This window comes from Pseudomonas sp. ASL7 (assembly GCF_056680375.1).
The window spans coordinates 4,655,845-4,674,056 of record NZ_CM155279.1; the positions used below are offsets into that span (position 1 = coordinate 4,655,845).

The window sequence follows — 18,212 nt, forward strand, 5'->3', positions numbered from 1 at the left end:
GCGGCAGACGGGAGTGAGGATGGCACGCACGGAAGAGCCGCGCCAGTCTCGGCGCGACCTTTGTAGGGGCAAAAAGGGGGTGATTCCGACAGAACGACCGGTATTTACGCCAGCAGGGCTGGAAGCTCTTTGTTGAGCGCGAGTTTTTCCATCACCGCCGCGCCTGTCAGGGCATAACCCAGCAGTTTTCCGCTGGCATCACGGCACAAAACCTTGATGTCTGCGCCCTGCCCTTCGACTGTCCAGACGCCCTCGGCGCCCCGCGGCGGCGGCGAAACCACCAAGGGGCAAACCGGTGTTTTGACGGTGATCGGCATGGGGCCGTAGCTCACGGCGGTCGGTGTTCCGGCGAGGGTTTGCGCCAGTGCTCGCGCGCAGCTCATCAGGGGCATGACGTACAACAGATTCAGCCCGTCAACCTCGGCGCAATCGCCCAGCGCGTAGATATTGGCGTGGGAGGTTTTCAGGTGACGGTCGACCACCACGCCGCGATTGACCTGCACGCCGGCCGCGGCGGCCAGGTCGATGCGTGGGCGCAGGCCGATCGCCGACACCACCACGTCACACGGGATAACCTGGCCGTCGGACAGATGCGCTTCCAGCCCGCCTTCGACTCGCTGCAAGCGGTTGAGTACCGGGCCGAGGTGGAAGCGTGCACCGAGGCTTTCCAGCCCGGCCTGGACGGCGGCGGCTGCCGCCGGGTGCAACAAGGTCGGCATGACTTGTTCGCACGGTGCAACCAGTTGCACCTCGTAGCCGCCGAGGCTCAGGTCGTTGGCAAACTCACAGCCGATCAGGCCGGCGCCCAGCAGCAATACCCGGCGCTTGCCGGCCGCGGCCGCGCGAAAGCGCGCATAGTCTTCCAGGTCGTTGATCGGGAACACGCAATCGGCTGCGTCACCTTCGATGGGCACGCTGACGGTTTCTGCGCCCCAGGCGAGGATCAAGTCACGGTAAATCACCGCTTCCTCACCGATCCACAACCGCTTGTGGCCAGGGTCGATGCCGCTGATGCGGGTGTGGGTGCGCACTTCGGCTTTCAATTGCTCGGCCATGGCGCCGGGTTCGGCCATGCTCAGGCCGTCGGCGTCTTTGTTTTTGCCGAAACCGGTGGAGAGCATCGGCTTGGAGTAAGAGCGTCCGTCATCGGCGGTAATCAGCAGCAGCGGGGTTTCGCCATCGAGTTTGCGAAACTCCCGGGCCAGGTTGTAGCCCGCGAGCCCGGTGCCGATGATCACGACAGGTGCGTTCATTCCTTACTCCTCTAATTGTTTTAGGCAGCGATTTCGATCATTTCGAAATCCATCTTGCCCACGCCGCAGTCCGGGCACAGCCAGTCTTCCGGTACGTCTTGCCACAGTGTGCCCGGCGCAATGCCGTCGTCCGGCCAGCCGTCTGCTTCGTTATAGATCAGGCCGCAAACCACACATTGCCACTTTTTCATTCGGTTCATCCTCAGGATTCAGGCTTTTACTGGCGCGAACAGTCGATGGATAAAGCGCTACCGTCCGGCTAAGGGCGCTTTGTACTGATCGGGCCCAGCAGATGCAAGCCTGTTCGGCGCAACGGGCGGGCGGATCAATCAAATTCGCCGGCTGACATGGTAAGCTCGCCACCTCATTTGCTGCCAATAATGACTCACTGTGCCGCACTCTACTCTCCCCCGCACTGCCCCATTCTGGCGCTTCCAAAGCCAACTCGCACCCCTTCCCGACGCGTCTACTCTCGACTGGCTGTTCGACGAAGGCTCGCTGACGCGACGACTGATCCGTTTGTCGAATGACGGCTTCAGTGTCATGCCGCTGTTCGAAGGTTGGCAGTCCCTGCGCGCCGACGAGTGTGCGGCACTGGACCTCGCCGAGGGCAGCGAAGGCTGGGTACGCGAGGTGTATCTGCGCGGGCACGGTGAAGCGTGGGTGTTTGCCCGCAGCGTCGCGGCACGCAGCGCCTTGCAGGGCGATGGTTTGCACATGGACGAATTGGGTAGCCGCTCGTTGGGCGAGTTGCTGTTTTGCGATCAAGCGTTCCAGCGCCGCGCCATCGAAGTTTGTCACTATCCTCAGGAGTGGCTACCGATGGAGTCCCGGGCACCGCAATTGTGGGGCCGTCGTTCACGCTTCGACCGCGGCGCCTTGAGCGTGCTGGTGGCCGAGATTTTCCTGCCGACCCTGTGGGCCGCGACTCGCGCGCATCCGGAGAACTGCTGATGTACCAGAGCCTGCTCAAGTCCCTGAACCGCGTCAATCCACGGGCCTGGGATTTCATTCAGCTGACCCGAATGGACAAGCCGATCGGCATTTATCTGCTGTTGTGGCCAACGCTGTGGGCGCTTTGGATTGCCGGTAAAGGTTCACCCTCGCTGGCCAATATCGTGATTTTCGTCCTCGGCGTGGTGCTGACGCGCGCCGGCGGCTGCGTGATCAACGACTGGGCGGATCGCAAGGTCGATGGTCATGTGAAACGCACCGAACAGCGGCCACTGGTGAGCGGCAGGATCAGCTCCAAGGAAGCCCTGGTGTTTTTCGCGCTGCTGATGGGCGTGAGTTTCCTGCTGGTGCTGTGCACCAACGCGGCGACGGTCTGGCTGTCGTTCGGTGGTTTGGCACTGGCCTTTAGTTACCCGTTCATGAAGCGCTACACCTATTACCCGCAAGTGGTGCTGGGCGCGGCGTTCTCTTGGGGCATGCCCATGGCGTTCACGGCCCAAACCGGTGAACTGCCGGCAGCGGCGTGGTTGCTGTGGATCGCCAATCTGCTGTGGACGGTGGGCTACGACACCTATTACGCGATGACTGACCGCGACGATGACTTGAAGATCGGCGTGAAATCCACGGCGATTCTGTTTGGCGACGCAGACCGGGTAATCATTCTGACGCTGCAAGGATTAGCGTTGGGTAGCCTGCTGTTGGCGGGGTCGAAATTCGAGCTGGGCGGCTGGTTCCACGTGGGGTTGCTAGCAGCGGCGGGCTGTTTTGCGTGGGAGTTCTGGTACACCCGTGGCAAGGACCGGATGCGGTGTTTCAAGGCGTTCTTGCACAACCATTGGGCCGGGCTGGCGATTTTCGTGGGGATAGTGCTGGATTACGCGCTGCGCTGACAGAGTAACCGCGTTATGTAGGAGCGAGCTTGCTCGCGATGAATTCGAAGGCGGCGCATTTCTTCAGACAGCGCGCATCATCGTTCACGTTCATCGCGAGCAAGCTCGCTCCTACATGCTTACATCTTCGGCCCGTTGTTGGTAATGACGTGCCAGGCGTCTTTCATTTTGTCGCCCGCCATGTCTCCCGGCTTTTTGTCCTTCGCGAAGTAGTACAGCGGCTTGCCGTCGTAAGCCCACTGCATGGAGCCATCATCCCGCGTGATGATGGTCCATTTGCCTGAGGCTTTGTCGCTCGCTTTTGCTGCCAGCGGCGGCCAGTATTTTACACACTCACCCGTGCATGCTGACTTGCCACCCGTGTCCTTGTCGAACGTGTACAAAGTCATGCCCTTATGGTCGACCATCATGTCGCCTTTCATCATGCCCGGGTCAGCCGCGAAGGCCATTGACGGCAAAGCCAGGGCGGCTGCCAGCATCAGGGCTTTAAAGGATTGCGAGTATTGACTCATGGAAGCCTTCCTTTTGTGGTTGTCAGGATTCGGACTTAAAGCTTAGTTCAGGATCGTGACGATCGCAGGGCGGCTAAAATACTGTCACACGACTGCAATAATTCCGTTATCTAATGCGGCGCAAGACAGTTAAATGACAAGAGGATTAAGGCATGGTTGGCAGGAGCATTCTGATCGTCGACGACGAAGCGCCCATTCGCGAAATGATCGCCGTTGCGTTGGAAATGGCCGGCTATGACTGCCTGGAGGCTGAGAACTCGCAGCAGGCCCACGCCATCATCGTCGACCGTAAACCGGACCTGATCCTGCTCGACTGGATGCTGCCCGGCACGTCCGGCATCGAGTTGGCCCGCCGCTTGAAGCGCGATGAGCTGACCGGGGACATCCCGATCATCATGCTCACCGCCAAGGGTGAAGAGGACAACAAGATCCAGGGGCTGGAAGTCGGTGCCGATGACTACATCACCAAACCCTTTTCCCCCCGAGAGCTGGTTGCACGCCTGAAGGCCGTGCTGCGTCGTACGGGCCCGACCGATGGCGAAACCCCGATCGAAGTCGGCGGCCTGCTGCTGGACCCGATCAGCCACCGCGTGACCATCGACGGCAAGCCCGCCGAGATGGGCCCGACCGAATACCGCTTGCTGCAGTTCTTCATGACTCACCAGGAACGTGCCTACACCCGTGGCCAGTTGCTGGATCAGGTCTGGGGCGGCAACGTTTATGTTGAAGAGCGCACCGTCGACGTGCACATCCGTCGCCTGCGCAAAGCCCTCGGCGACGCCTACGAAAATCTGGTACAAACCGTGCGCGGAACCGGTTACCGTTTTTCTACCAAAGCCTGACCCGGACCTTCCCCGCCCGACACGCTGACAAGGACGCGCGCTCAAGTGAACCAAAACTGGCATGGCACTCTGATTCGCCACATGCTGCTACTGGTCACCGCCTGCCTGGTGATCGGCCTGATTTCCGGCTACTACGGCTGGAGCCTCGCCGCAGGCCTGGGCCTTTACCTGGCCTGGACCCTCAAGCAATTGCTGCGTCTGCATGAGTGGTTGCGCCTGCACAAACCCGATGAAGCCCCGCCCGATGGCTATGGCTTGTGGGGCGAAGTGTTCGACAGCATCTACCACCTGCAACGCCGCGACCAACGCGTGCGTGGGCGCCTGCAAGCGGTGATCGACCGGGTCCAGGAGTCCACCGCTGCGTTGAAAGACGCGGTGATCACGCTCGACAGCGACGGTAATCTGGAATGGTGGAACCGCGCCGCCGAAACCTTGCTCGGCCTCAAGACGCCACAGGACAGCGGCCAACCGGTGACCAACCTGGTGCGTCATCCGCGCTTCAAGGAATACTTCGAGCAGGACAGCTACGCCGAGCCACTGGAAATTCCTTCGCCGATCAATGATCGCCTGCGCATTCAGCTGTACATCACCCGCTACGGCAACAACGAGCACTTGATGCTGGTGCGCGACGTCACGCGCATCCATCAGCTGGAACAGATGCGCAAAGACTTTATCGCCAACGTTTCCCATGAATTGCGCACGCCGCTGACGGTGATCTGCGGTTACCTGGAAACGCTGCTCGACAACGTCGAGGACGTGAACCCGCGCTGGACCCGTGCCTTGCAGCAAATGCAGCAACAAGGCGGGCGCATGCAGACGCTGCTCAACGATTTGCTGCTGTTGGCCAAACTGGAAGCCACCGATTACCCCTCGGACAACCAGCCGGTGGCCATCGACGGCTTGCTGCAATCGATCAAAAGCGACGCACAGCAATTGTCCGGCCAGCGCAATCAGACGATCACGCTGGAGGCCGACCCGACGATTCTGCTCAAGGGCAGCGAAGCCGAATTGCGCAGTGCGTTCTCTAATCTGGTGTTCAACGCGGTGAAATACACCCCGGCCGAAGGCCATATCCGCATTCGCTGGTGGGGCGATGAGCAAGGCGCACACCTGAGCGTGCAAGACTCCGGGATCGGCATCGACAGCAAGCACCTGCCACGCCTGACCGAACGTTTCTATCGCGTCGACTCCAGCCGCAACTCCAATACCGGCGGTACGGGCCTGGGGCTGGCGATCGTCAAACACGTGCTGCTGCGCCACCGCGCACGGATGGAAATCAGCAGCGTGCCGGGCCACGGCAGTACATTTACCTGCCATTTTGCGCCGGCCCAGGTCACCAAATCCCGAGTCATCAGCACTGCCGACTGATACCGGCCAGCACGCGCCACTAGTCAATCACCTGGTCAGCCGCTACATTGGCTGACTTGTGCCTGCCCTTCAGGCGCACTTTTTTATTTCCTTTTGAATTACACGGAACCCGCAAAACTCCATCATGGACCCTTCCCCTGGCTTGACCCTCGCCACACTCTTCGCCGATTTCGGCATGATTCTTTTTGCTCTGATCCTGGTTTTGCTCAACGGATTTTTCGTTGCGGCGGAATTTGCCATGGTCAAATTGCGCTCGACCCGGGTCGAGGCCATCGCTGATAAAAACGGCTGGCGCGGACATATCCTGCGCACCGTGCACAGTCAGCTCGATGCGTACCTGTCGGCGTGCCAATTGGGTATCACCCTCGCCTCCCTCGGCCTTGGCTGGGTGGGCGAACCGGCGTTCGCACACATTCTTGAACCGCTGCTTGACGCCGTCGGCGTGCAGTCGGCCGAAGTGATCAAAGGCGTGTCGTTCTTCGCCGCGTTCTTTGTCATCTCGTACCTGCACATCGTGGTGGGCGAACTGGCCCCTAAATCCTGGGCCATCCGCAAACCCGAGTTGCTGTCGCTCTGGACGGCGGTGCCGCTGTATCTTTTCTACTGGGCGATGTACCCGGCCATTTACCTGCTCAACGCCAGCGCCAACGCAATCCTGCGGATCGCCGGCCAAGGTGAACCCGGTCCTCATCACGAGCACCATTACAGCCGTGAAGAACTGAAACTGATCCTGCACTCCAGCCGTGGCCAGGACCCGAGCGACCAAGGCATGCGTGTATTGGCCTCGGCAGTGGAAATGGGCGAGCTGGAAGTGGTGGACTGGGCCAACTCGCGGGAAGACCTGGTGACAGTGGAGTTCAATGCGCCGCTCAAGGAAATCCTCGCGCTGTTCCGTCGCCACAAGTTCAGCCGCTACCCGGTGTACGACAGCGACCGTCAGGAGTTCGTCGGCCTGTTGCACATCAAGGACCTGCTGCTGGAACTGGCGGCGCTGGATCACATTCCCGAATCGTTCAACCTGGCCGAACTGACCCGTCCGCTGGAGCGCATCTCGCGGCACATGCCGCTGTCGCAACTGCTCGAACAATTCCGCAAGGGCGGCTCGCACTTCGCGCTGGTCGAAGAAGCCGACAGCAACGTCATCGGCTATCTGACTATGGAAGACGTGCTGGAAGTGCTGGTGGGCGACATTCAGGACGAACACCGCAAGGCTGAGCGCGGGATCCTCGCTTATCAGCCGGGCAAGCTGCTGGTACGGGGCGATACCCCGCTGTTCAAGGTTGAACGGCTGCTGGGCATCGACCTGGACCACGTCGAAGCTGAAACCCTCGCCGGGCTGGTCTATGAAACCCTGAAACGGGTGCCGGAAGAGGAAGAAGTGCTGGAAGTCGAGGGCTTGCGGATCATCATCAAGAAGATGAAAGGGCCGAAGATCATTCTGGCCAAGGTTCTGATGCTCGATTGATGCGCTGATCGGATCCGCGTCGGTCCCTTCGCGAGCAGGCTCGCTCCCACATTTGGTTTGTGTTGAACCTGTGGGAGCGAGCCTGCTCGCGAAAGCATCAGCCCAGGTAACTCATCACTGCTTGCCCAACGCAAAGTTGGGCAATACGCCTACCGGTCGATTGAACTGGTACGGAATCGACACCAGCCCCAACCCGGTATTGCGCTGCACGACGAAGTGCAGGTGTGGCCCGCTGCTGTTGCCGGTATTGCCCGACAGCGCCAATGCACTGCCCACTACCACCCGCTGACCTTCCCTCACGCAGACCGAACCTTGCTTGAGGTGCAGGTACACGCCCATGGTCCCGTCATCGTGCAGTATTCGCACAAAGTTGCCCGACGGATCGTTGCCACGCCCGGTCTGGGCATTCTCGGTTTTCACCACCACCCCGCCACGCGCCGCGATGATTGGCGTGCCTTCGGGCATGGCAATGTCCAGGGCGTAGCGGTTCTTCGGGCCAAAATGGCTGTATTGGCCATTGGCGCCCTGAGTCAGCCGAAACGGCCCGCCGCGCCAGGGAAAGGGATATCGATAGGCTACGGCGGCGCCTGAGGGGTCGCCCAGGGAGTACTCGAACTTGGGAACGTACGCGAGCGGCCTTTCGGGCTGCAAGGCCGTGAGCACCGCCAGACGTATGCTGCTGCGGGCCGGCATCACCCGGCGAATCGGTCGGCTCGGCGCCCCACTGACGTTCTCCAACCCGGCGAAACTCAACTCGATTTCTACCGGCGCATACAGGTCATTGCGCACGTAGACGCTGTCCACGCCCTGCTTCTTCGTGATAACGAGGTACACCTGCCGCTCAAGGTGCTCGACCATGCGATCCCGAAAAGTGAACACCGTGGAGCCCTTCGTGGGGCGGTCGCTGTAGGAAACCACGCCATTGGCATCGGTGGATTTATAGATCGTCACGGCCCCCGCCGAGGCGGATGCCAGGAATAGACCGCAGAGAAACAGCAGGCGCGCGAGCATGGGCGGGATTCTGTCGAGTAAGGCCTGGGATTGAGCCTAGCAGCTGCAATGGACCCGGGGTGTCGGCAGATGTTTCAGAATGGTCGGTTCAGCGGATGTACGGTGAGTTTGATGGCCCCTTCGCGAGCAGGCTCGCTCCCACATTGGAATGTATTCTCCTGTGGGAGCGAGCCTGCTCGCGAAGACGGACTCTCAGGCGACGCGGGACTTAAGCACCCGGTATGAAATGCTTCTGCGCCGTACCACGTGCGATCAAACGGGAGATGTAGTCGAGCTTCTGCGCGTCCTGATCGACAAAGCGGAAGGTCAGTTGCAGCCAGTCGCTGTCGGGTTTCGGTTCGTGGGCGACGATGGCGTGCAGGTAGCCGTTGAGGCGGGCGACTTCAGCGTTCTCGCCCTGTTCCAGGTCGAGTACGGCGCTGTCCAGCACTTGCGGCAGAGTGTCGGTGCGCTTCACCACCAGCAGCGCTTCCTTGAGACTCAAGGCTTTGATCACACATTGCTGAATGCCGCTCGGCAAACGCAACTGGCCTTGGCCACGACCACCGGCTGCAGCGGCGGCGTTAACGGGGGCCTTGACCGGTGGGCTGTTGAGCAGGCCACGAGACGGTGCAGCCGCCGGGGCCGCTGTTGGCGCTGTTGGCATGGTTGGCGCGGCCACGGCCGTCTTGCCGCCGGTCAGTGCAATCAGGGAATCGTTACCGAACGCGGAGTTCGTTTTAACCGGCGCACTGCTCATCAAGGCATCAAGCTTGCCGACCTTGTTCAATGCCTGTTTGACCTTGGTCAACAGCTGTTCGTTGGTGAACGGCTTGCTGACGTAGCCGGTTACGCCGGCCTGGATCGCCTGGACAACATTCTCTTTGTCGCCACGGCTGGTCACCATCACGAAGGGCATGGTCTTGAGGTTGTCCTGCTCGCGGCACCAGGTCAGCAGTTCCAGGCCAGACATTTCCGGCATCTCCCAGTCGCACAGGACCAGGTCGAACGCTTCCTTGGCCAGCATGGACTGAGCCTTTTTGCCGTTGATGGCATCTTCGGTCCGGATGCCCGGGAAGTAGTTACGCAGGCACTTCTTCACCAGGTCACGAATGAACGCCGCATCGTCCACCACCAACACACTGATCTTGCTCATCCACCTTCCCTCGAAAAAATCCCGGCAAGCATACCGTTTTGCTGATGGCACATTGCCAAAAACCGTCAGTCACGCCGGGACTTTTCGTTCGCGGGTGCTGCTTTGAACGTCGAAAACCACACACAAAAACGCCCGGCCAAAGGACCGGGCGTTTTTCTTGGGCAGTCTTACTTATCGTCAGCTTTGCCCGGAACATTAGCTGTTTCGGCACTCGTGCCTTCAACTTCTTCTTTCATGCGCTTAAGGCCCAGGTGACGCACATCGGTGCCGCGCACCAGGTAAATCACCAACTCCGAGATATTGCGCGCGTGGTCGCCGATCCGTTCCAGCGAACGCAGCACCCAAATGATGCTCAAGACTCGCGAGATAGAGCGCGGGTCTTCCATCATGTAGGTCGCCAGCTCACGTAGCGCAGTCTTGTATTCGCGGTCGATGACCTTGTCGTATTGCGCCACCGATAACGCCAGGTCGGCATCGAAACGGGCAAAGGCGTCCAGTGCATCGCGCACCATGTTGCGCACCTGGTCACCGATGTGGCGAACCTCGACGTAACCGCGCGGGGCTTCACCTTCTTCGCACAGCTGGATGGCACGACGGGCAATCTTGGTGGATTCGTCGCCGATGCGCTCCAGGTCGATCACCGACTTTGAAATGCTGATGATCAGACGCAAATCGGATGCCGCCGGCTGACGACGGGCCAGAATGCGCAGGCATTCTTCGTCGATGTTGCGTTCCATCTCGTTAATCTGGTCATCAATGTCGCGCACCTGCTGGGCCAGGCCGGAATCGGCCTCGATCAGCGCAGTGACCGCATCGTTGACCTGCTTCTCGACCAGGCCGCCCATGGCCAGGAGGTGGCTGCGCACTTCCTCAAGCTCGGCGTTGAACTGCTGGGAGATGTGATGGGTAAGGCCTTCTTTGCTAATCATGTTGGCGTCCTTGGAGCGTCCGGTAAGGTGCGGTGGACCGCAGCGTCAGTTCAGTGAGCAACCACAACTTCCTAGCCGTAACGACCAGTGATGTAGTCTTCGGTCTGCTTCTTCGCCGGATTGGTGAACAGGGTATCGGTGTCACCGAATTCCACCAGCTTGCCCATGTACATGAACGCCGTGTAGTCGGAAACCCGCGCGGCCTGTTGCATGTTGTGGGTCACGATGACGATGGTGAACTTCGATTTCAGTTCGTAGATCAGCTCTTCGACTTTCAGCGTGGAGATCGGGTCGAGTGCCGAGCAGGGTTCGTCGAGCAGCAGCACTTCCGGCTCCACGGCGATGGTGCGGGCGATCACCAGACGTTGCTGCTGACCGCCGGACAGGCCGAGTGCCGACTCGTGCAGACGGTCTTTGACTTCGTCCCACAGCGCCGCACCTTTCAATGCCCACTCGACGGCTTCGTCGAGGATGCGCTTCTTGTTGATGCCCTGGATGCGCAAACCGTAGACCACGTTCTCGTAGATGGTTTTCGGGAACGGGTTCGGCTTCTGGAACACCATGCCGACACGACGACGCAGCTCGGCCACGTCTTCGCCTTTACGGTAGATGTTGTTGCCGTACAGGTTGATTTCGCCCTCTACGCGGCAGCCGTCGACCAGGTCGTTCATGCGATTGAAGGTGCGCAGCAGCGTGGACTTGCCGCAGCCGGACGGGCCGATGAAGGCGGTCACGCGCTGTTTCGGAATGTTCATGCTGACGTCATACAGCGCTTGTTTGTCGCCGTAGAACAGGCTCAGGCCCGGCACTTCGATGGCGACAGTTTCCTGCTCGAGGCTCAAGCTCTGTTTGTTGCGACCCAAGGCAGACATGTTGATGCCGTGGGTATGTGCTTCGTGCTGCATGGGAGGCTCCCTGTGCTAACAAATTCGGTTCAGTGAGCCGCAGGCCGAGCCTGCGGTTACGTCATTCTTTGTAGGAGCGAGCTTGCTCGCGATAGTAGTTCAGGCACAGAAAATGTGTCGGATGTACCATTTTCGCGAGCAAGCATCAGCTTTCCAGCGCTTTGTATTTTTCGCGCAGGTGGTTACGAATCCACACTGCCGACAAGTTCAACGTGGCGATCACCAGCACCAGCAACAGCGCCGTGGCGTACACCAGCGGACGCGCAGCTTCGACGTTCGGGCTCTGGAAGCCGACGTCATAGATGTGAAAGCCCAAGTGCATGATCTTTTGGTCGAGGTGAAGGTACGGGTAGTTGCCGTCCAGCGGCAGCGACGGTGCCAGTTTCACCACACCCACCAACATCAGCGGCGCCACTTCACCGGCGGCGCGCGCTACGGCGAGGATCATGCCGGTCATCATCGCCGGGCTGGCCATTGGCAGCACGATCTTCCACAAGGTTTCAGCCTTGGTTGCGCCAAGGGCCAACGAGCCTTCACGCACGGTGCGAGGAATCCGCGCCAGGCCTTCTTCGGTGGCCACGATCACCACCGGCACCGCCAGCAGCGCCAGGGTCAACGAGGCCCAGAGCAGGCCCGGAGTACCGAAGGTCGGCGCCGGCAAAGCTTCGGGGAAGAAGATCCGGTCCACCGAGCCGCCGAGTACGTAGACGAAGAAGCCCAAACCAAACACGCCGTAAACAATGGCCGGAACGCCCGCCAGGTTGTTCACCGCGATGCGGATAATACGCGTCAACGTGTTCTGCTTGGCATACTCACGCAGGTAAACCGCCGCCAGCACGCCGAACGGCGTCACGATCATCGCCATGATCAGGGTCATCATCACGGTGCCGAAAATGGCCGGGAAGATCCCGCCTTCGGTGTTCGCTTCACGCGGGTCATCGCTGAGGAATTCCCAGACCTTGCTGAAGTAGAAGCGGATCTTGGTGAAGTAGCCCATGGCGTTCGGCTGATAGGCGTGAACCACTTTGCCGATGCCCATTTCGATCTCTTTGCCGTTCGCATCGCGTGCCGTCAGGCTGTCGCGGTTGAACTGCGCGTGCAGGTCGCTGAGTCGAGCTTCGATGTCTTGATAGCGTGCATTCAGTTCGGCGCGCTCGGCCGCCATGTCCGCTTGTGCAGTGGCGTCGAGTTTGCCGGTCAGCTCCAGTTTGCGACCGTGCAGACGGACACGCTCCAGACCTGAGTTGATCGCGCCGATGTCGGTTTTTTCCAGCGTCTTGAGCTGTGCCGCGAGTTTGTTGACCCGATCCACACGCGCCTGCAACTCAGGCCACGCCGCTTCGCCCTCGGCGATGACCTTGCCGTCCTGTTTGACGTTGACCAGGTAACCGTAGAAGTTGCCCCACTCACGACGCTCGATCGTCATCAATTCTGGTGGGCTCGTCTGGTTAGTCAGCCATTCGCCGACGACCCAGGTGAAGTCGTTACCGTTCAGGTCACGGTTGCCGACTTTGATCAGCTCGCGAGTCATGAACTCCGGGCCCTGATCGGGCACCGGCAGGCCAGCGCTTTTCAAGCGCTCGCGCGGCACTTCTTCTTTCTGCACCACTTCGCCGATCACCAGGTGATTGGCCTGGCCCGGCACGTCATAGTTGGCGTGTATCAGGTCCGCCGGCCAGAAGTGACCCAGGCCGCGCACGGCAATCACCGCGAGCAAGCCAATGGTCATGATGACCGCGATGGACACCGCGCCGCCGCTGATCCAGACGCCAGGGGCGCCGCTCTTGAACCATCCGTTCAGGGAGTTCTGTTTCACAGACTTCTACCTTTCTTAAAGCGACGAGTATTTCTTGCGCAGACGCTGACGAATCAGTTCCGCGAGGGTGTTCATGACGAAGGTGAACAGCAGCAGCACCAGCGCCGAGAGGAACAGCACACGGTAGTGGCTACCGCCGACTTCCGATTCGGGCATTTCCACCGCGACGTTGGCAGCCAGCGTGCGCAGGCCTTCGAACAGGTTCATTTCCATGACCGGGGTGTTACCCGTCGCCATCAGCACGATCATGGTTTCCCCGACCGCACGGCCCATGCCGATCATCAATGCCGAGAAGATGCCCGGGCTGGCGGTGAGGATCACCACGCGGGTCATGGTCTGCCACGGCGTAGCACCCAGTGCCAGGGAACCCAGCGTCAAACCGCGAGGCACGCTGAACACGGCATCTTCGGCAATGGAATAGATGTTCGGGATGACCGCGAAGCCCATGGCCAGGCCGACCACCAGTGCGTTGCGCTGATCGTAGGTGATGCCCAGGTCGTGGGAGATCCACATGCGCATGTCGCCGCCGAAGAACCAGGTTTCCATGTACGGGCTCATGTACAACGACAACCAGCCCACGAACAGAATCACTGGAATCAGGATCGCGCTTTCCCAACCGTCCGGCACTTTCAGGCGGATGGACTCAGGCAGGCGGCTGAAGACGAAACCGGCCACCAGAATGCCGATCGGCACGAGCATCAGCAGGCTGAAGATGCCCGGCAAGTGCCCTTCTACATATGGAGCGAGGAACAGGCCGGCGAAGAAACCGAGGATCACCGTCGGCATCGCTTCCATCAGCTCGATCACCGGCTTGACCTTGCGGCGCAGTCTCGGGGCCATGAAGTACGCGGTGTAGATCGCTGCGGCGACGGCCAGTGGCGCGGCCAACAGCATGGCGTAGAACGCGGCCTTGAGCGTACCAAAGGTCAGTGGTGCCAGGCTCATCTTGGGTTCGAAATCGGTGTTGGCGGCGGTCGATTGCCAGACGTATTTAGGCTCGTCGTAGTTCTCGTACCAGACCTTGCTCCACAACGCGCTCCAGGAAACTTCCGGGTGCGGGTTGTCCAACAACAGCGGTTGAATCTTGCCGCCCGCTTCCACGATCACGCGGTTGGCCCGTGGCGACAGGCCGAAAATACCTTGGCCATCGACTACCTGATCCACCAGCAAGGTGCGGTGGGCGGTGCTGTGGAACACACCGAGCTTGCCCGAGGCATCAAGGGCGACGAAGCCTTTGCGACGCTCTTCGGCGGTGATTTCAACGATGGGCGCGGTGCCCATCTGGAAGGTACGGATCTGCTTCAGACGCAGCTCACCATCCGGGTCGCGGGCCATGAACCACTGGGCCAGGCCGCCTTTGGAGTCGCCGATGATCAGCGAGATGCCACCCACCAGTTGAGTGCTGGCGGTGACTTGGGCTTCACCGTCTTCAAGCAGTTTGTAGCGACCGTTAAGGCTCTTGTCGCGCAGGCTGAACACGTCGGCCTGAGCCCGACCGTTAACCACATACAGCCACTGCTGACGCGGGTCGACGAAGATGTTTTTCACCGTCTCGGTCATCTGCGGCAGATCGATGCGCTTCTGCTCAGTGGTGATTTCGCCGGTCATCATGTTTTCTTCGCTGGTCAGCGAAAGCACATTGAGTTGCGAACCGCTGGCACCCACCAGCATCAGGGTGGTGTCGGTGGCGTTGAGGCTGACGTGCTCCAGCGTACCGCCCGCCTCGTTCAACGCGATTGGCGTTTCACCGTACGGGTACTCGATGGCCGGCGAGATGGTCTTCTTGCCGTCCGGGTAGCTGACTTTATAGGTGTGGCGGAACACCAGTGCCTGACCGTTGGACAAGCCCACCGCCACCAGTGGATGGCCTGGCTGGTCTTCGCCGATGGAGGTCACGGTGGTGCCGGCCGGGATCGGCAGATCGACGCGCTTGAGTTCAGCGCCACTGTCGATATCAAAGAACAACGCCTGGCCTTTGTCGGATACCCGCATGGCCACCTGGTTCTGTTCTTCCATTGAGATCATCAACGGCTTGCCGGCGTCTTGCATCCAGGCGGGCGTGATGGTGTCTTTGGCCGTCAGGCTCGCCCCTTGAAACAGCGGCGCGACGACGTAAGCGAGAAAGAAGAAGATCAGCGTGATCGCGCCGAGCACGGCGAGGCCGCCAACGAGGACGTACCAGCGGGTCAGGCGATCTTTGAGCGCGCGGATGCGACGCTTGCGTTGCAGTTCAGGCGTATTGAAGTCAATTCGCTTGGGGGGATTAGTAGTCATGGTGGAATTGGCCAGATCATTCATTCGCACACCCTAGCGGTCCTGTATGACAGAAAGATGACAACGCAGTGACGCAGCAAATCCGCCGCCTGTGGAAACTGGCAGCGGACTGAAAATTTGGGGGTTGTAGGAGCGAGCTTGCTCGCGATGGTCGGTCAGGCACAGAAAATGTGTCGGATGCACCATTTTCACGAGCAATCGAGCGTCGACCGGCTGCTCCTACACAGGTCCGGGGCTTACCCCGGGCCTAGGGTTTTACTTTTTTGCGACTTCAGGGCCGCCTTCCGCCAGACCCAAGTCAGCCAGTGCTTTTGCAGCAACCTTGGCTGGCAGTGGGATGTAGCCGTCTTTCACTACAACTTCCTGGCCCTGTTTGGACAGAACCAGTTTCACGAACTCGGCTTCCAGCGGGGCCAGAGGCTTGTTCGGAGCTTTGTTGACGTAGACGTAGAGGAAACGCGACAGCGGGTATTTGCCGTTCAGTGCGTTTTCTTCGCTGTCTTCGATGAACTCAGTGCTGCCCTTCTTGGACAGAGCCACTGTCTTCACGCTAGCGGTTTTGTAGCCGATGCCCGAGTAACCGATGCCGTTCAGCGAGGAGCTGATCGACTGCACGACCGAAGCCGAGCCTGGTTGTTCGTTGACGTTTGGCTTGTAGTCGCCTTTGCACAGGGCTTCTTCTTTGAAGTAGCCATAAGTGCCGGATACCGAGTTACGACCGAACAGTTGAACCGGCTTGTTGGCCAGGTCGCCGGTCACACCCAGGTCGCCCCAGGTTTTGATTTCGGTTTTAGCGCCGCACAGACGAGTGGACGAGAAGATCGCGTCAACTTGTTCCATGGTCAGGTGCTGGATCGGGTTGTCTTTGTGCACGAACACAGCCAGGGCGTCCACGGCAACCGGGATTGCGGTTGGCTTGTAGCCGTACTTCTGCTCGAAGGCCGCCAGTTCGGTGTCCTTCATCTTGCGGCTCATCGGGCCCAGGTTGGAGGTGCCTTCAGTCAGCGCAGGTGGCGCAGTGGCGGAGCCAGCGGCCTGAATCTGGATGTTTACGTTCGGGTATTCTTTTTTGTAGTTCTCAGCCCACAGGGTCATGAGGTTGGCCAGGGTATCGGAGCCGACGCTGGACAGGTTGCCCGACACACCAGTGGTCTTGGTGTAGCTCGGGATAGCAGGGTCAACAGCGGCGAACGCGTTGGCAGTCGCAACGCCAGCAGCGACAAAAGTCATTGCCGCCATCAAACGCTTCAGTTTCATGCCTTACTCCTAGCAGATAGGGTGTGTTAAGTCGGGGCCAAGTATCGGCAGGCCGTGTGAACACTCTATGGCTGAAATATGACAATTGGATGAAAGGCCAGCATTCGGCTTTTTTCAGGATGATTTGCGTCGCGCCCAATCGCGAGCAAGCTCGCTCCCACAGGTTTAGCGCCAATCAATGTGGGAGCGAGCTTGCTCGCGATGGGGCCAGTACAGTCGATGGAAATATCCGCCTAGCGCCCCTTCTTCCAGAGATACCCACCCACCACAATCCCGACCCCACAGATGATCGCCACGTAATACGCCGGCCCCATCGGGCTTTCCTTAAGCAGCAGCGTAACGATCATCGGCGTCAGACCTCCAAAGATCGCATAGGCCAGGTTGTAGGAGAACGACAGCCCGCTGAAGCGCACCACCGCCGGAAAGGCTTTGACCATCACGTACGGCACCGCGCCGATGGTGCCGACCAGCAGACCGGTCAAGGCGTACATCGGGAACAGCCACTCAGGGTAGTTGAACAGGCTGTGATAGAAGGTCCACGAACTGATCAACAGCGCAGCGCTGCCAAACACGAACACCCGGCCAGCGCCGAAGCGGTCGGCCAGCGCGCCGGACGCTACGCAGCCCAGGCTGAGGAAGACGATTGCCAGGCTGTTGGCCTGCAACGCGGTGGTTGGCGAGAAGTGGTAGACCGTCTGCAGCACGGTTGGCGTCATCAGAATCACCACGATGATGCCGGCAGACAGAAGCCAGGTCAGCAGCATGGAAATCAGGATCGCGCCGCGATGGTCGCGCAACACGGCACGCAGCGGTACTTCTTCGGCCAGGGCTTTGCGCAGTTGCAGCTCGGCGAACACCGGGGTTTCGTGCAGCCAGCGACGCAAATACACCGAGAACAGACCAAACACACCCCCGAGCAGGAACGGGATGCGCCAGGCGTAATCCGACACTTCCAGCGGGGTGTAAAGGCTGTTGATCACCGTAGCGACCAACGAACCCAGCAAGATGCCCGCCGTCAAACCGCTGGTCAGGGTGCCGCAGGCGTAGCCGATATGACGCTGCGGAACGTGTTCGGAAACGAATACCCACGCGCCCGGTACTTCACCACCAATTGCTGCGCCCTGGATCACCCGCATCAGTAGCAACAGGATCGGCGCCCACATGCCAATCTGCGCATACGTCGGCAGCAGACCCATAATCAGGGTGGGCACGGCCATCATGAAAATGCTCAAGGTAAACATTTTCTTGCGTCCCAGCAGGTCACCGAAGTGCGCCATCACAATGCCGCCCAAGGGCCGTGCGAGGTAACCGGCGGCGAAAATGCCGAAGGTCTGCATCAGCCGCAGCCACTCAGGCATGTCCGCCGGGAAGAACAGCTTGCCCACTACCGTGGCGAAGAACACGAAGATAATGAAGTCGTAGAACTCCAGCGCCCCGCCCAAGGCAGACAGCGATAACGTCTTGTAGTCGTTGCGAGTCAGCGGACGTGCGGGTTGTGTTGGCTGCGCGATGCTCGAGGGCGCTGTGGTCATGGCAAGGGCTTCTCTTATAGTCGGATCTGCACCCCCAACAACGCTGGCGGAGGCTTGGGCAGGTCCGGC

16 protein-coding genes are annotated in these 18,212 nt (G+C 60.0%); 5 read left to right on the forward strand and 11 right to left on the reverse strand.

Features of this window, described 5'->3' with window-relative positions:
• Nucleotides 1–104 precede the first annotated feature (104 nt).
• Nucleotides 105–1,253 carry an NAD(P)/FAD-dependent oxidoreductase gene (locus tag AC1MDT_RS21600; RefSeq protein ID WP_480418863.1) on the reverse strand — a complete coding sequence of 383 codons (1,149 nt, stop codon included), beginning with the start codon at nucleotides 1,251–1,253 and terminating at the stop codon, nucleotides 105–107.
• Between the two features lie 20 nt (nucleotides 1,254–1,273).
• Nucleotides 1,274–1,444, reverse strand: a complete 171-nt coding sequence (locus AC1MDT_RS21605; RefSeq protein WP_007942683.1) for a rubredoxin — start codon at nucleotides 1,442–1,444, stop codon at nucleotides 1,274–1,276.
• Between the two features lie 199 nt (nucleotides 1,445–1,643).
• Between AC1MDT_RS21605 and AC1MDT_RS21610 the strand changes: the two genes are divergently transcribed.
• Both AC1MDT_RS21610 and ubiA read left to right on the forward strand, forming a co-directional pair.
• Nucleotides 1,644–2,207, forward strand: coding sequence for a chorismate--pyruvate lyase family protein (locus AC1MDT_RS21610; RefSeq protein WP_480418864.1), 564 nt, complete (start codon nucleotides 1,644–1,646; stop codon nucleotides 2,205–2,207).
• The gene (ubiA, locus tag AC1MDT_RS21615) at nucleotides 2,207–3,097 is read left to right on the forward strand and encodes a 4-hydroxybenzoate octaprenyltransferase (RefSeq protein WP_480418865.1); all 891 of its coding nucleotides are present in this window, start codon (nucleotides 2,207–2,209) and stop codon (nucleotides 3,095–3,097) included. The genes AC1MDT_RS21610 and ubiA overlap by 1 nt, the downstream gene beginning before the upstream one ends.
• Nucleotides 3,098–3,216: 119 nt before the next feature.
• Here ubiA and AC1MDT_RS21620 read toward each other — a convergent pair whose 3' ends face one another.
• Entirely contained in the window at nucleotides 3,217–3,609 is a 393-nt protein-coding gene (locus AC1MDT_RS21620; protein WP_480418866.1) for a COG4315 family predicted lipoprotein, read from the reverse strand.
• Between the two features lie 152 nt (nucleotides 3,610–3,761).
• Between AC1MDT_RS21620 and phoB the strand changes: the two genes are divergently transcribed.
• The 3 genes from phoB to AC1MDT_RS21635 all read left to right on the forward strand — a co-directional run bounded on the left by phoB (nucleotide 3,762) and on the right by AC1MDT_RS21635 (nucleotide 7,284).
• Nucleotides 3,762–4,451, forward strand: coding sequence for a phosphate regulon transcriptional regulator PhoB (gene phoB / locus AC1MDT_RS21625; RefSeq protein WP_480418867.1), 690 nt, complete (start codon nucleotides 3,762–3,764; stop codon nucleotides 4,449–4,451).
• 81 nt (nucleotides 4,452–4,532) lie between these two features.
• Nucleotides 4,533–5,819: a phosphate regulon sensor histidine kinase PhoR gene (gene phoR / locus AC1MDT_RS21630; RefSeq protein ID WP_480422844.1), complete on the forward strand. Its 1,287-nt coding sequence runs from the start codon at nucleotides 4,533–4,535 to the stop codon at nucleotides 5,817–5,819.
• A 124-nt stretch (nucleotides 5,820–5,943) separates the two neighbouring features.
• Complete coding sequence (locus tag AC1MDT_RS21635; RefSeq protein ID WP_480418868.1) at nucleotides 5,944–7,284, forward strand: hemolysin family protein; 1,341 nt, start codon at nucleotides 5,944–5,946, stop codon at nucleotides 7,282–7,284.
• A 114-nt stretch (nucleotides 7,285–7,398) separates the two neighbouring features.
• Here the strand turns inward: AC1MDT_RS21635 and AC1MDT_RS21640 are convergent, their stop codons facing one another.
• The 8 genes from AC1MDT_RS21640 to AC1MDT_RS21675 all read right to left on the reverse strand — a co-directional run bounded on the left by AC1MDT_RS21640 (nucleotide 7,399) and on the right by AC1MDT_RS21675 (nucleotide 18,143).
• Nucleotides 7,399–8,295, reverse strand: a complete 897-nt coding sequence (locus tag AC1MDT_RS21640; RefSeq protein WP_480418869.1) for a peptidoglycan DD-metalloendopeptidase family protein — start codon at nucleotides 8,293–8,295, stop codon at nucleotides 7,399–7,401.
• Between the two features lie 208 nt (nucleotides 8,296–8,503).
• Nucleotides 8,504–9,430, reverse strand: coding sequence for a response regulator (locus AC1MDT_RS21645; RefSeq protein WP_480418870.1), 927 nt, complete (start codon nucleotides 9,428–9,430; stop codon nucleotides 8,504–8,506).
• Nucleotides 9,431–9,597: 167 nt separating this feature from the next.
• Nucleotides 9,598–10,359: a phosphate signaling complex protein PhoU gene (gene phoU / locus AC1MDT_RS21650; RefSeq protein WP_480418871.1), complete on the reverse strand. Its 762-nt coding sequence runs from the start codon at nucleotides 10,357–10,359 to the stop codon at nucleotides 9,598–9,600.
• Nucleotides 10,360–10,430: 71 nt separating this feature from the next.
• Nucleotides 10,431–11,264, reverse strand: coding sequence for a phosphate ABC transporter ATP-binding protein PstB (gene pstB / locus AC1MDT_RS21655; protein ID WP_480418872.1), 834 nt, complete (start codon nucleotides 11,262–11,264; stop codon nucleotides 10,431–10,433).
• Nucleotides 11,265–11,409: 145 nt separating this feature from the next.
• Nucleotides 11,410–13,080 (reverse strand): phosphate ABC transporter permease PstA, encoded by a 1,671-nt coding sequence (gene pstA, locus AC1MDT_RS21660; RefSeq protein ID WP_480418873.1) that lies wholly within the window; start codon nucleotides 13,078–13,080, stop codon nucleotides 11,410–11,412.
• Nucleotides 13,081–13,095: 15 nt separating this feature from the next.
• On the reverse strand, nucleotides 13,096–15,378 hold the full coding sequence (locus tag AC1MDT_RS21665; RefSeq protein ID WP_480418874.1) for an ABC transporter permease subunit: 2,283 nt from the start codon (nucleotides 15,376–15,378) through the stop codon (nucleotides 13,096–13,098).
• A gap of 231 nt (nucleotides 15,379–15,609) precedes the next feature.
• The gene (locus tag AC1MDT_RS21670; RefSeq protein WP_480418875.1) at nucleotides 15,610–16,611 is read right to left on the reverse strand and encodes a phosphate ABC transporter substrate-binding protein PstS; all 1,002 of its coding nucleotides are present in this window, start codon (nucleotides 16,609–16,611) and stop codon (nucleotides 15,610–15,612) included.
• Nucleotides 16,612–16,844: 233 nt separating this feature from the next.
• The gene (locus AC1MDT_RS21675; protein WP_480418876.1) at nucleotides 16,845–18,143 is read right to left on the reverse strand and encodes an MFS transporter; all 1,299 of its coding nucleotides are present in this window, start codon (nucleotides 18,141–18,143) and stop codon (nucleotides 16,845–16,847) included.
• Nucleotides 18,144–18,212 lie beyond the last annotated feature (69 nt).

Excerpts from the sequence above, each read along its gene's own strand:
- AC1MDT_RS21600 (WP_480418863.1), bottom strand. The coding sequence starts at position 1,253 with ATGAACGCACCTGTCGTGATCATCGGCACCGGGCTCGCGGGCTACAAC.
- AC1MDT_RS21605 (WP_007942683.1), bottom strand. The coding sequence starts at position 1,444 with ATGAAAAAGTGGCAATGTGTGGTTTGCGGCCTGATCTATAACGAAGCA.
- ubiA (WP_480418865.1), top strand. The coding sequence starts at position 2,207 with ATGTACCAGAGCCTGCTCAAGTCCCTGAACCGCGTCAATCCACGGGCC.
- AC1MDT_RS21620 (WP_480418866.1), bottom strand. The coding sequence starts at position 3,609 with ATGAGTCAATACTCGCAATCCTTTAAAGCCCTGATGCTGGCAGCCGCC.
- phoB (WP_480418867.1), top strand. The coding sequence starts at position 3,762 with ATGGTTGGCAGGAGCATTCTGATCGTCGACGACGAAGCGCCCATTCGC.
- phoR (WP_480422844.1), top strand. The coding sequence starts at position 4,533 with ATGCTGCTACTGGTCACCGCCTGCCTGGTGATCGGCCTGATTTCCGGC.
- AC1MDT_RS21635 (WP_480418868.1), top strand. The coding sequence starts at position 5,944 with ATGGACCCTTCCCCTGGCTTGACCCTCGCCACACTCTTCGCCGATTTC.
- AC1MDT_RS21640 (WP_480418869.1), bottom strand. The coding sequence starts at position 8,295 with ATGCTCGCGCGCCTGCTGTTTCTCTGCGGTCTATTCCTGGCATCCGCC.
- AC1MDT_RS21645 (WP_480418870.1), bottom strand. The coding sequence starts at position 9,430 with ATGAGCAAGATCAGTGTGTTGGTGGTGGACGATGCGGCGTTCATTCGT.
- phoU (WP_480418871.1), bottom strand. The coding sequence starts at position 10,359 with ATGATTAGCAAAGAAGGCCTTACCCATCACATCTCCCAGCAGTTCAAC.
- pstB (WP_480418872.1), bottom strand. The coding sequence starts at position 11,264 with ATGCAGCACGAAGCACATACCCACGGCATCAACATGTCTGCCTTGGGT.
- AC1MDT_RS21665 (WP_480418874.1), bottom strand. The coding sequence starts at position 15,378 with ATGAATGATCTGGCCAATTCCACCATGACTACTAATCCCCCCAAGCGA.
- AC1MDT_RS21670 (WP_480418875.1), bottom strand. The coding sequence starts at position 16,611 with ATGAAACTGAAGCGTTTGATGGCGGCAATGACTTTTGTCGCTGCTGGC.
- AC1MDT_RS21675 (WP_480418876.1), bottom strand. The coding sequence starts at position 18,143 with ATGACCACAGCGCCCTCGAGCATCGCGCAGCCAACACAACCCGCACGT.